At 44.9% G+C, this 12,505-nt stretch carries 11 protein-coding genes; 8 read left to right on the forward strand and 3 right to left on the reverse strand.

Annotated features, from left to right (window positions below; genetic code table 11):
- Positions 1-109: 109 nt before the first annotated feature.
- Positions 110-1,735 (forward strand): ABC-F family ATP-binding cassette domain-containing protein, encoded by a 1,626-nt coding sequence (locus CS562_RS25705; protein ID WP_099858570.1) that lies wholly within the window; start codon positions 110-112, stop codon positions 1,733-1,735.
- A gap of 164 nt (positions 1,736-1,899) precedes the next feature.
- Here the strand turns inward: CS562_RS25705 and CS562_RS25710 are convergent, their stop codons facing one another.
- Positions 1,900-2,088, reverse strand: a complete 189-nt coding sequence (locus tag CS562_RS25710) for a hypothetical protein (RefSeq protein ID WP_063566591.1) — start codon at positions 2,086-2,088, stop codon at positions 1,900-1,902.
- Positions 2,089-2,380: 292 nt separating this feature from the next.
- On the opposite strand from CS562_RS25710, the gene CS562_RS25715 reads away from it, so the two are divergent.
- The gene (locus CS562_RS25715) at positions 2,381-3,271 is read left to right on the forward strand and encodes a cation diffusion facilitator family transporter (protein ID WP_099858571.1); all 891 of its coding nucleotides are present in this window, start codon (positions 2,381-2,383) and stop codon (positions 3,269-3,271) included.
- Positions 3,272-3,377: 106 nt separating this feature from the next.
- On the opposite strand, the gene CS562_RS25720 is transcribed toward CS562_RS25715, so the two are convergent.
- Together CS562_RS25720 and CS562_RS25725 are read right to left on the reverse strand one after the other, a co-directional pair.
- Entirely contained in the window at positions 3,378-3,881 is a 504-nt protein-coding gene (locus tag CS562_RS25720) for a hypothetical protein (protein WP_090954767.1), read from the reverse strand.
- A 395-nt stretch (positions 3,882-4,276) separates the two neighbouring features.
- Complete coding sequence (locus CS562_RS25725) at positions 4,277-4,441, reverse strand: DUF1328 domain-containing protein (protein WP_017692264.1); 165 nt, start codon at positions 4,439-4,441, stop codon at positions 4,277-4,279.
- A gap of 219 nt (positions 4,442-4,660) precedes the next feature.
- On the opposite strand from CS562_RS25725, the gene CS562_RS25730 reads away from it, so the two are divergent.
- The 6 genes from CS562_RS25730 to CS562_RS25755 all read left to right on the forward strand — a co-directional run bounded on the left by CS562_RS25730 (position 4,661) and on the right by CS562_RS25755 (position 12,503).
- The gene (locus CS562_RS25730; RefSeq protein ID WP_076291257.1) at positions 4,661-5,173 is read left to right on the forward strand and encodes a DUF948 domain-containing protein; all 513 of its coding nucleotides are present in this window, start codon (positions 4,661-4,663) and stop codon (positions 5,171-5,173) included.
- Positions 5,174-5,239: 66 nt separating this feature from the next.
- Entirely contained in the window at positions 5,240-5,773 is a 534-nt protein-coding gene (locus CS562_RS25735) for a hypothetical protein (protein ID WP_099858572.1), read from the forward strand.
- Positions 5,774-5,866: 93 nt separating this feature from the next.
- Positions 5,867-6,211 carry a YflT domain-containing protein gene (locus CS562_RS25740; protein ID WP_064640589.1) on the forward strand — a complete coding sequence of 115 codons (345 nt, stop codon included), beginning with the start codon at positions 5,867-5,869 and terminating at the stop codon, positions 6,209-6,211.
- Between the two features lie 462 nt (positions 6,212-6,673).
- Entirely contained in the window at positions 6,674-7,843 is a 1,170-nt protein-coding gene (locus tag CS562_RS25745; RefSeq protein ID WP_099858573.1) for a PP2C family protein-serine/threonine phosphatase, read from the forward strand.
- The gene (locus CS562_RS25750) at positions 7,840-11,559 is read left to right on the forward strand and encodes a response regulator (protein WP_099858574.1); all 3,720 of its coding nucleotides are present in this window, start codon (positions 7,840-7,842) and stop codon (positions 11,557-11,559) included. The genes CS562_RS25745 and CS562_RS25750 overlap by 4 nt, the downstream gene beginning before the upstream one ends.
- A 71-nt stretch (positions 11,560-11,630) precedes the next feature.
- A complete protein-coding gene (locus CS562_RS25755; RefSeq protein WP_076291260.1) occupies positions 11,631-12,503 on the forward strand; it encodes a CheR family methyltransferase in 873 nt (290 codons plus the stop codon).
- Positions 12,504-12,505 lie beyond the last annotated feature (2 nt).

Genomic DNA, 12,505 nt, shown 5'->3' on the forward strand with positions numbered 1-12,505 from the left:
TTGTGTTATAATATGGTGCCAGAATAGGCTTCGGGATATTGAATCCATGATTGATGCAAGTTGCTATTCATGCAGTATGCAGAATATTAAATAAAGGATGGTATGCTTAATGATTAGTACAAGCGGCATCACGCTCCGCTACGGAAAACGTGCACTTTTTGAAGATGTGAATATCAAGTTCACGCCAGGCAACTGTTACGGTCTGATCGGCGCCAACGGAGCCGGCAAATCAACATTTTTGAAAATTTTGTCCGGTGAAATTGAAGCAAACTCGGGAGAGGTGCACATCACCCCGGGCGAACGCATGGCCGTTTTGAAGCAAAACCACTTTGAATATGATGAGTATCCGGTTCTCGAAACTGTAATTATGGGCCACAGCCGTCTTTATTCCATCATGAAAGAGAAGGACGCGTTGTATGCCAAAGCGGACTTTACTGAAGAAGATGGTTTGCGTGCAGGTGAGCTTGAAGGTGAGTTTGCTGAGTTGAATGGCTGGGATGCTGAGCCGGATGCAGCGGCACTCCTAATCGGTCTGGGTATTGAACGTGACATGCATGAGAAGAAAATGGTTGATCTGAGCGGTAACGAAAAAGTTCGTGTCCTGCTTGCACAAGCCTTGTTTGGTCGTCCAAACAACCTGTTGCTCGATGAGCCTACCAACCACTTGGACCTCGAATCCATTCAATGGCTGGAAAACTTCCTCATGGACTATGAAGGTACTGTTATTGTCGTATCCCATGACCGTCACTTCCTGAACAAAGTATGTACACACATTGCAGATATCGATTTCGGTAAAATCCAGCTGTACGTAGGTAACTACGATTTCTGGTATGAATCCAGCCAATTGGCACTTGCTTTGCAACGTGATGCTAACAAGAAAAAAGAAGAGAAGATTAAAGAGCTGCAAGCCTTTATTCAACGTTTCTCTGCGAATGCTTCCAAATCGAAGCAAGCGACTTCGCGTAAGAAACAACTCGACAAAATCACGTTGGATGATCTTCGTCCATCGAACCGGAAATATCCGTTCATTAACTTCAAGCCTGAGCGTGAAGCGGGTAAACAATTGTTGACCGTTGATCGTATCAATAAAACAATTGATGGTGTAAACATGCTGAATGATCTCAGCTTTGTAGTGAATAAAGGGGATAAGATTGCCTTTGTTGGCCCGAACGGTAATGCCAAATCGTTGTTGTTTGATATCCTTATGGGTGAAACGGAAGCGGATAGTGGTGAATACACGTGGGGTATTACTACAAGTCAGGCTTATTTCCCGAAAGATAACTCCAAATATTTTGACGGAGTAGATATGAGTCTCGTAGATTGGCTTCGTCAATATTCCAAAGATCAGGATGAAACGTACCTGCGTGGATTCTTGGGTCGTATGTTGTTCTCAGGCGAAGAATCCCTGAAAAAAGCAAGTGTACTCTCCGGGGGTGAGAAAGTTCGTTGTATGCTGGCGAAAATGATGCAAACAGGCGCCAACGCCCTGATTTTGGATGAGCCAACGAACCACTTGGATCTGGAGTCCATTACCGCACTGAACAATGGTATGATTGATTTTGACGGCACTATGCTGTTTACATCCCATGACCATCAGTTCATTCAAACCATCGCTAACCGGATTATTGAAATCACGCCAAACGGCGTTATTGATCGCCAAATGAGCTATGATGAGTATCTGGAAAGTGACGAAATTAAAGAATTGCGTAACAAAATGTATCCGGTAGAAGCTTAAGATAAGCTAATCTGTCTACATTGAGTATGGTTAACGTAGTTAACTATTCGTTTTAATATAAAAAAAGAACCGCAAGCTCTCCAGAGGAGGCTTGCGGTTCTTTTTTGGTCATACAGGGTGATCCTGTAACCATAGAAACATCTCATACAAGAGCTTCTTGCGGTCTAGGATCCGCCAGTACGGCGACGCTGATTGTTAGGCTTTTTGTTGTTTTGGCTCTTCATTGCTTTAGGGCCGCCTTCAAAATAGGCACTGGATTGGTTACCGGTGTTTGCCTGTTCTTTCTTCTGTGCCAGTTTCTGGCGTATAGCATCCTGCAAACTGACCTTTTTCGGTTCGTTATTATCGCTCATCGTTATTTCCCTCCCGGTCTTACAGTAAGCCGTCCAAATTGGACGGGATGTACTCATTTTATACGTTTTACAAAAGCCCCACAAGGGCAACCTGATAAAATGCTGAAAACCTTCACTTTTTTGACTGGGCCAACATTTTTTCTCTTTACCTACAGCCCTGCGTTCTGGCAACTTTGTTTCGGCATTCCTACAGCAATGCAGCTTGGCAACACTGTTTCTATAGACCCACACGGTACGCATTTGGTAACATGGAACAACCGTAATACGAAACGTTAAAGGAGTGTCGCCCGGTTTGAACGCCTACGAAGAAATACGCAAAGGAGAGCGCGGAGCTTGGGTCAGTATTGTGGCCTATCTGGTCTTGTCTGCTTTTAAATTGATCTGCGGATATTTGTTTGCTTCCAGCGCATTGCTGGCGGATGGTTTTAATAACCTTACAGATATTGTTGCGTCTGTTGCGGTATTGATCGGACTCCGCATATCCCAGAAGCCACCTGATTCCGATCATGCCTATGGTCACTTTAGAGCGGAAACGGTCGCTGCCCTAATTGCTTCATTTATTATGGCCATGGTTGGCCTACAGGTATTGGTTGAAGCGGTTCGTTCCTGGTATGAAGGAAACTTTGTAGCACCAAACCTGTGGTCAGCAGCAGTTGCCGTTGTCTGTGCGCTGGTAATGCTGGGCGTATATCGTTACAATCATCGTCTTGCCAAACAAATTAACAGTCAGGCCCTGATGGCTGCGGCCAAAGATAATCGTTCGGATGCCTGGGTCAGCATAGGTGCTGCGATCGGAATCATCGGTGCACAATTTGGCCTCCCTTGGTTGGACAAAGTAGCTGCAATTGCTGTAGGTCTGTTGATTTGTAAGACAGCATGGGAGATTTTCCGTGATTCAACACATCGTCTGACAGACGGATTTGATCAGAAAGAACTCACTGACCTAAGATCATCTGTGGCGCGAGTTCCTGGTGTGGAAATGATCAAGGACGTCAAAGCACGTGTGCACGGCAGTCATGTACTGGTGGATGTAGTTATTGAGGTGGATGGAGGACTGAGCCTGATCGAAGGTCATCAGATCTGTGACCGGGTCGAAGAGCGCTTGAAACGTTCACATAATATTATGCATGTACATGTGCATGTGGAGCCGAAGATGGAAGAAGGCACGACGGGAAGCCCTTGAAATCGGGAGGGACAAACCGGAAATAAACATATTTGAAATGAAAAAGAGGACAGCCGCTGCACTGCGTGCTGTCCTCTTTACTTATCGTTAGAACGATTATACGATACTATTGAATAGCAACGTGGATCCAAGCTTTACCTTTCCACGTATACACTTGTACCCATTGACCACCATCGAATCCATCTACAACTTCACCTGTCGTATCAATGACTTGGGAACCCAGTGCACCGATTGGTTTGCCATTAGGTGCATCATAGAACCATGTGCGCTCCAACAGGTTGAGCAGCATTGTAGGGACCAGAACCTCATCTCCTGCTTTCACAACAGGCTCATCAAAGATTTTGTCATCCTTTGTTGAAGTTGTTGTTTCAGTAGTCGTTGAAGTACCTTCTGTACCCGTTGTGTCTACTGTTGTGCCAGTTACGGTCTCAGCTGTGCCTTCTACAGTGTCTACAGCAGGTTTGTTCACTTCAACAGCCGGCGTTGTTGTGGTTGTGGGAGTTCCCGTTTCTGGAGCTACCGTTCCGGTAACCGCTTCCTCAGCACCTGCGGCAGCAGCCATGGAACCCATCAAAGTCAGAGCAGCGGCAAAACTTACGATTTTTTTCATTTGTTTTTCCTCCTCGGTTAGGTATGTAGTTTGTTGTCCTGTGTTAAAAGTAACCAAGCAAGCTTACTTATGAATCACAAATTATAACAATATTTTCTTGGATTCTCCAGTGTCAACTGGAGCATATGTGGGTATAAGGAGAGCCTGTAAATATCATACTTCGGTGGGAGAAAACCGGGTTGGCTATGTCATAATGGTCCTGTTTTTATGATGTAATCGGGGAGAAGCGATGGAATAGACCAGAAGGGAGCGTAATACATAATAGAGATAAGTCGTAATGTGCGGGGGAGAATTGTTGCAAAAAGAGATTATGAACGCACAAAAGCCTACCGGCTTTTGCAAGCTCGATAGGCTTTTGTATGTATCGAATGCTGTTTATAATTGGGAAGCGTCATTCATCGCATTCGGCTGCGTCCCGTAATCAGGGAGATGACGAACAGTACAACAAAGATGAAGAAGAGTACTTTGGCAATCGAAGCAGCTGCCTCAACAATACCGAAGAATCCGAAAATACCAGCAACAAGAGCAATAATTAGAAATAGTACCGACCATTTCAACATGGGTATCATCCTTTCGTTTATAGAACTTGGTAGCGAGAAGTGTTCGTCTCACTGCCGTGTGTAGTTGTTCTTTAACCGAGGCCTATCGGGTTGAAACATTGCGATATTTTACCAGGAGGAGTTGTTTTTACAGTTCATATCCTATTTGTTTCGCCTCGGAATGGGTCGGGTAACTAAGCAATAACAAAACCGATTTATACTGGAAAGTGAGGTTCTTTTATGATCTATCAAATTAGTGTGGCTTTAATTGCAATTGCATTTGCAGTACTTGTATTCTTCTTAATTCGTACCTTGAAGTCCGCTCAGGGTTCACTCGACAATGTGTCACAGACACTGCAGGAAGTACAGAAGACCATTGATGAGCTTAGTTATGAAGTCAAACAGACAGTAAGGCATGCCAATGATATTACTGTTGATGTGCAGCACAAGATGAAACAAATTGATCCTGTTATGGAATCTGTACAGAATCTGGGTGAAGTGCTGAACGAAGTGACGGAAGCAGCAAAGCAGGTGTCATCCACTTTGATGGCCAAGTTTCAGACGAAACGTAGCAGCACTGAACAGAGTAAGCGCTCAGAAGTAGCGAATGTAGTACAGACACCGCCTGCTACACCGACAGATCGGACACTGCAATCCTATGAAGCTACATATCATGATGATGCCAAAGGAAGCAAAAGCTGGCTGAAATATGTGGATGTAGCTGCTAATGTATGGCAACGTATGCGGAAATAGCATGACCGTTTTGTAATGAATAGAAGTCTTCAGAGCGGTGATGAACCTGATGAAAGGGTGAGAATCATGATGAAACTACTGCTTGTTATGTTTAGCGTAATTTCTCCCTTTTCCGTTCAACCGGCAGCGGTACCCGCTGCTCATGATATGCAATGGACGGTAGTGGAAGAGGAGACACCAGAGATTATTCTGGCTGCTGATCGATCCGGACCTGTCCAGCACTTTCGGACTCTGAATGACATTTCTCTGGATGACAGCATCGATGATATTTTAGCCAATAAAGGCCAGCCGATTCATAAGGAACATGATCCATACCTGGGTTGCCCTGAGTATCAATTCAAAGATGTAACGGTTGGGCTCTGCGAAGATACAGGAGTGGTCAATTATGTGCATATTGATGCTTCCGAGAAACGTCTAAAGCTTAATCAGGAATGGATTGATATGAACATTGAGGCCATTCGAGATGTTTTGGGCAAGCCGTATTATGTAGCAGAGGATGGAGAAGTATTTCTTCGAGGAAGCCAGGCGCTGAAAGTATATATGAAGCCAGGCTCCAATCATATTGAAGGAATAGACCTCTTTGATGAATCGGTTTCCTAGGATTGGATAATTCACAAGCGTTTCAACCTGATATCGTATGGTTATATACTAAGTAGCTCGATAAAGAAGATTAATCAGAGGAGAGTGGAAACGATGAATTCAACCAATGCGCAAGCTTATGCAAAAGTGGTAGAAAACGGAGTCCAAGCGGTAGAAGCGGTGAAAGAATTGCAGATTACCGGATACCTTGCTGATCATATCTTCGTTCTAGCCCATGAAAAGGATCGTACAGATCGAATTGCCGATACGGCAGATGCCAAAGAGATTGGTATCAAGGAAGAAGGGGTATTTGATTCCTTGGCGAACCTGTTCCGCTCCCGCGGTGATGAACTCCGGGCCAAAATTGTTTCGATGGGATTCACCGAAGCTGAGGCAGATTTTTACGAGAGTGAACTCGATAAAGGCAAAGTACTTGTGATTGCCAAAAAGAAAGAATAGCTTAGACGATCCAAAGCGTAAGCTGGAGCCTTCTGAGAATGGACAAGCTTCAGAATCGAGTATTTTGCATCATTCAAAAGAGCTTTCAAGTTGATGAACGCAGAATGCTTAACCAAAAACATAGATAAGGAATGGGGATATCCCCATTCCTTATCTATGTTTTTGCAAGTTTGGAAGCGGGATCAGAACGCGGCAAAAACAGGGTAACCAGCGGGTGAATTCTCCTGCGATGGTGNCAAGTTTGGAAGCGGGATCAGAACGCGGCAAAAACAGGGTAACCAGCGGGTGAATTCTCCTGCGATGGTGCCATTTACTGATAGAAGTTTTCTGATAATACGATTATAGTTATACTAGGAATTATTATGTCTACCGCTGTGTTGTATGCGAAATTTGTATAATTAAGGTTGTTAGCTGACCTGATAAGAATCGACAAACCCGGACGCCACAGATAAGGAGATAGAAATGAGAATACTTATTGTTGACGACAATCCGACGAATGTCATTATCATTCGAGAAATTCTGAAAAAAGAAAACTATCGTGACATTGTAACGGCAAGTTCTGCGATGGAGATGTTTGAAGTCCTTGGGATTGGTGAGGAAAACAATGAACTTCGTCCCAAGCCGTCGGATATTGACCTGATTTTGCTAGATATGATGATGCCAGAGATGGATGGGATCGAAGCATGCAGTATTGTGCAGAAATTTGAAAATCTCAAGGATATACCTATTATTATGGTAACCGCGATCGGAGATTCCAAAAAATTGGCCGAAGCGCTGGATGCAGGTGCATCCGATTATGTGACCAAACCAATTAACAAAGTCGAATTGATGGCCAGAATTCGTCTTGCGCTTCGCCTAAAACAGGAGAAGGACTGGCATAAAGAGAGGGATCAGCGGATTCAGGATGAACTGAAACTTGCGGCTATGGTACAGAATGCTGTGCTAAGCCCAGCAATTGAAGATCCGTTATTCCACGTTAATGCTATTTACAAACCTTCGTTTGAACTTGCGGGTGATCTGTATTCCTGGTACCCGCTTGGTGAAGGCAGATATGGAGTCCTGCTGCTGGATATGATGGGGCATGGGATATCTTCATCCCTATTTACCATGTTCATTGCTTCCGTCCTGAAAGACACGGTTACAACGTATGTAGACCCGGAGAAGGTTATTCAGGAGCTGAATCGACGCTTTAATCAGTTGCATCTGGAAAAACAGCTGGTGCAGTACTATTTTACAGCGATATATCTGGTCGTAGATACACGAATGAAGAGGATTGATTATGTTAATGCAGGCCATCCGCCAGCACTCTTTTTCCGTCACGACGGAAGTGTGACAACGTTTGACAGCGTCTGCTGTCCCGTTGGTCTGTTTGACAAGATGGATATTGAACCACAGACCATTCACTACGAAGGCGATGGGCACATTGCACTTTATACGGATGGGCTAACCGAAGCCGTTCAGGGCGATCAGGAAATGCAGCAGGCGTTTCTGAAGGAAAAACTGGCGGGTTCCCACCAGTGGGATGAAGCATCCATGCAGGCGTTGTTCTTCGATGATGAAATTCCGCAGGAACGGGATGATGATAAATGTTTGGTGTGGATTACCTTAAATAAAGGGGTCGAAGCTGAATGAAGATCAGAAATAAACTGCTGATTGGCTTTACCGCCCTGATGGCCATCATGATTGTGCTTACGTTTGTGAGTTACGAACGGCTGAACAGCAGCAATCAACAGATCGATCAGATGTATCAGGAGCGATACCTCAAAGTCAGATATACTTCTTCTGCACGTGGAGAGGTCAATGATATAGCCAAAGTGCTGGCTAACTTGTTGCTGAATCCCAACAATTCGATTAGTGCCGCAGATAGTGATTTGAAGGCCATGCAGGAAAAGGGCGAACGCTACCTTGAGGAAGTGCGGAATCGGGCAGACAGCGCACCAGAGCACCAACTGGTAGATCGTGTGAATACGGCCTGGGAAGCTTACAATGCTTATGCCGCGAGACAGGTCAGCTTAATGTCCCAGAATCGGGTGGAAGATGCCAATAACTACCGGAATGCAACCGGCTTGGCGGTGCAGAAGGAAGCTGTAGACAGCTTGAATGCCCTGTCCCGTTTTCAGGACCAGGAGATAGATACCGAGATTAAAGATGCGAATGCGGCCTATATGCGCGCGGTTCAGATTACAGTAGCCATCATGATTGCCGGATTGTTACTAGCATTGGGTGTCATTATGTGGGTGCTGCCAAGTATTACACGGGGTCTGAATACCGTATCCATGATGATCACCAGCTTTGGAAAAGGCCGTTATCGAACCATTCGCCGCATTCAGGTGAAGTCTACCGACGAAATTGGTCAGATTGCCAGCGTGTTCAAGGATGTCTCCAATGATTTGGAAGAAAAACTGGAAGTCGAGAAAGCTTATTTGCAAGCACAGCAAGATCAGAACTGGATGAGTTCCAACATTGCCAGAGTTCCAGAATTGTTGCGTGGTATAGGGTCGATTCGTCAGATCTCGCAGATGTTTATCAGTGAATTCACACCTGTACTTGGAGCTCAACTGGGGGTCGTATACCTAATCGATGAAGAGAAACATCCAGACGAATTGAGACGTTATGGTGCTTATGCATTTGAAGAGAATGAAGATGTTGGCAAAGAGGTATATCGTATCGGCGAGGGACTAATCGGCCAAGCCGCATTGGATATGACGCCAATTATTCTCGAAAAAACGCCAGAGGATTATGTGAACATCGGATCAGCAACGGGGTCATCGCGTGCTTCTGGTGTGATGATCTATCCTGTCGTATTTGAGGATGAACTGATTGGCGTTGTCGAACTGGCATCGTTTGAAGGATTCACAAATTTGCATACTCAGTTATTCTCGCAGCTGATAATGAATTTGGGTGTCATTCTCAACAACGTTCGACGCCGTTTGCGGGTGGAGGAACTGCTGCGTGAATCCCAGGCGCTCACGGAGGAATTGCAGGTGCAATCCGAGGAGCTACAGACACAGCAAGAGGAGTTACGCCGTTCCAATGAAAATCTGGAAGAACAGACGGGAGCCCTCAAACGTTCAGAAGAGCTGTTGCAGCGTCAACAGGAAGAATTGGAACACTTCAATACCGAGCTGATTGCGAAGACTCGTGCACTGGAAGAACAAGTGCGAGAAGTAGAAGAGAAGAACGACGAAATTGAGAAAACCAAAACACAGTTGGAACAGCAAGCCATGCAATTGTCGATGACAAGCAAGTACAAGTCGGAGTTCTTGGCAAATATGTCGCATGAATTGCGTACACCACTTAACAGTCTTTTGATTCTGTCTCAATTGTTATCGGAGAACAAGGATGGAAACCTGAGTGTTAAACAGCAGGAATATGCCCAGACGATCTATATGTCTGGTGCAGATTTGCTGAAAATGATTGATGAAATTTTGGATCTGTCCAAGGTGGATGCGGGCAAAATGGATATCAATTATGAAACAGTGCGAATGGAAGAACTAACCAGCTTTGTTCAACAGAATTTTGGCCCAATGGCGAATAAAAAAGAACTCAACCTGAACATTGAGTTCGACAGCAATTTGCCGGAATGGGTATATACCGACAGCCATCGCGTCAAACAGATTTTGCGGAATCTGTTGTCGAACGCGTTCAAGTTTACCAATCGAGGATCTGTTAGCCTGATTGGACGAAAAATGAAAACAGAAGAGCTTCCTGGGTACCTGAATACGAACCAGGAATATGTAGGCTTTACCGTGAAGGATACCGGGATTGGAATTCCATCAGACAAAACGGATCTGATCTTTGAAGCATTCCAGCAGGTGGACGGTACAACCAGCCGCAAATATGGCGGAACGGGCTTGGGATTGTCCATAAGCCGCGAACTTGCCCGACTGCTTGGGGGTGCTATCAAGGTAGAGTCTTCCGAAGGTGTGGGCAGTTCCTTCACCTTGTTCCTGCCGGATAATCACGAAGATGAGGTTCAGGTGGATGACGCGGTAAGAGAAGCCGCAGTTGCTTCTGAGATTGAAGCCTTCGGGAGAGACTCACAGACGATGCGTTCGGGTAGACAAACCGTGCTCACACCTGACCCGGATAGCACTTCGTTTATGGAGCTGCCTCAAACTGATTTACCTGTGTTGGCACAGCTGGAGGATGATCAGGAGAACCTGGTGGAAGGTGACAAGATTCTCCTCATCATTGAGGATGATGTGAATTTTGCGCATATTTTGATGGATATGGCGAGAGGTAGAGGATTTAAGGCTATTGTGGCGCTTCAGGGAGACAAAGGACTCGAAATGGCCCGTCAATATTTGCCGGATGCGATTATCCTTGATATTCAGTTGCCTGTCATGGATGGCTGGGCGATACTGGGTGAACTGAAAAGCAGCTCGGCGACACGTCATATTCCGGTACATGTTATCTCGGTTATTGATGATATGAAACAAGGTTTGATGATGGGAGCCATTGCTTATCTGAAAAAACCCTCCAGTAAAGATTCGTTGGATAAAGCTTTCTCGCATATCGAATCCTATACAGAGAATCAATTGAAACGTCTATTGATTGTGGAAGATGATGAAATCCAGCGGAAAGCCATTATTGAACTGATTGGCCATGATGATGTCGCTATCACAGCAGTGTCCACTGGCAGTGAGGCTTTGAATGAATTGCACAGTCAACGCTATGATTGCATGGTGCTGGACTTGATGCTGACAGATATGACTGGATTCGAGCTGCTTGACCAGATTCGGGACGACCAGTACCTGAATGATCTGCCGATTATTATTTATACAGGCAAAGAGCTCGACAGCAAAGAAGAGATGAAGCTTCGCAAGTACGCGGAATCCATTATTATTAAGGACGTGAAGTCACCTGAACGTCTTCTTGATGAGACGACATTGTTCTTGCACCGGGTAGAAGCTAACCTGCCGGAAGATAAGCGTCGAATTCTGCAGAAACTGCATAACAAGGAAACCTTATTTGAAGGTAAGAAAATACTTCTTGTGGATGACGACATCCGTAATGTATTTGCCCTTTCAAGTGTGCTTGAAGGCTATCGCATGGATGTGACATTTGCGGAGAACGGCCGTGAAGCTCTGGAGATTCTGGATAAGAACCCAGAGATCGATCTGGTATTAATGGATATGATGATGCCGGAAATGGACGGTTATGAGGCCATGACACGGATCAGACAGATACCGAAATTCGAGAAATTGCCAATTATCGCCTTGACCGCAAAAGCAATGAAAGATGATCGTGGCAAGTGCATAGAGGCTGGAGCATCCGATTATGTAAAAAAACCGATCCAAACGGATCAATTGTTATCCTTAATGCGGGTATGGCTGTATTCGTAACCCGATAGTTTGGGTAATGAAAGACAATACATCTATTACGCAAGTAACAAATGAAGAAGTGGAGAGAATATATGACACCGTGGGAACCTACCGAGGCGGAGGCAGAATCGATCCGCATGCCGCAAGATGAAGAGCGTGAACTGATCGAGATCGAATTGCTGTTGGAAGGTATGCACCGTTTATATGGATATGATTTCAGGAACTACGCGTTACCGTCTTTAAGACGGAGAATCTGGCATTATGTACATGCCGAGGGACTGAAGACCATTTCCAGTTTACAGGATAAGGTGCTTCATGACCGTTCTGTATTTGATCGTTTTGTACAGAATTTGTCCATCCCTGTAACGGAAATGTTTCGTGATCCAACCTTATTTCGGTTCTTCCGGGAACAGATTATTCCTGTACTGAGGACTTATCCATATATCCGGATATGGCATGCTGGCTGTTCTACAGGAGAAGAAGTCTATTCCATGGCGATTATGCTGCATGAGGAAGGACTGTATGACAAGGCAAGAATATATGCAACAGATATGAATGATCGCTCATTGCAGCAGGCCAAGGAAGGCGTATATGGCATTGAGAAAATGAAATTATATACTACAAATTATTTGGAAGCCGGGGGCACCCGCGCGTTTTCGGAGTATTACACCGCGAAATATAATTCCGTTATATTTCATCCTTATCTACGGAAAAATATTATTTTTGCCGAACATAATTTGGCAACAGACCGGTCATTTAACGAGTTTAATGTAATCTTCTGCCGTAATGTCATGATTTATTTCAATGATGAACTGCGGAATCATGTGCACGGACTTTTTCATGAAAGTTTGAGCCACTTCGGCATCCTTGTTCTGGGGTCTAAAGAATCGATACATTTTACGGAATTCAGCGATGCCTACGAGCCGTTAGACCGGACGGAAAAAATATACCGGAAGATTAAATAGGG

It is taken from the genome of Paenibacillus sp. LK1, from assembly GCF_002750415.1.
Classification (GTDB): domain Bacteria; phylum Bacillota; class Bacilli; order Paenibacillales; family Paenibacillaceae; genus Paenibacillus; species Paenibacillus taichungensis.

Excerpts from the sequence above, each read along its gene's own strand:
- CS562_RS25740 (WP_064640589.1), top strand. The coding sequence starts at position 5,867 with ATGAATTCAACCAATGCGCAAGCTTATGCAAAAGTGGTAGAAAACGGA.
- CS562_RS25705 (WP_099858570.1), top strand. The coding sequence starts at position 110 with ATGATTAGTACAAGCGGCATCACGCTCCGCTACGGAAAACGTGCACTT.
- CS562_RS25725 (WP_017692264.1), bottom strand. The coding sequence starts at position 4,441 with ATGTTGAAATGGTCGGTACTATTTCTAATTATTGCTCTTGTTGCTGGT.
- CS562_RS25745 (WP_099858573.1), top strand. The coding sequence starts at position 6,674 with ATGAGAATACTTATTGTTGACGACAATCCGACGAATGTCATTATCATT.
- CS562_RS25750 (WP_099858574.1), top strand. The coding sequence starts at position 7,840 with ATGAAGATCAGAAATAAACTGCTGATTGGCTTTACCGCCCTGATGGCC.
- CS562_RS25730 (WP_076291257.1), top strand. The coding sequence starts at position 4,661 with ATGATCTATCAAATTAGTGTGGCTTTAATTGCAATTGCATTTGCAGTA.
- CS562_RS25710 (WP_063566591.1), bottom strand. The coding sequence starts at position 2,088 with ATGAGCGATAATAACGAACCGAAAAAGGTCAGTTTGCAGGATGCTATA.
- CS562_RS25735 (WP_099858572.1), top strand. The coding sequence starts at position 5,240 with ATGATGAAACTACTGCTTGTTATGTTTAGCGTAATTTCTCCCTTTTCC.
- CS562_RS25755 (WP_076291260.1), top strand. The coding sequence starts at position 11,631 with ATGACACCGTGGGAACCTACCGAGGCGGAGGCAGAATCGATCCGCATG.
- CS562_RS25720 (WP_090954767.1), bottom strand. The coding sequence starts at position 3,881 with ATGAAAAAAATCGTAAGTTTTGCCGCTGCTCTGACTTTGATGGGTTCC.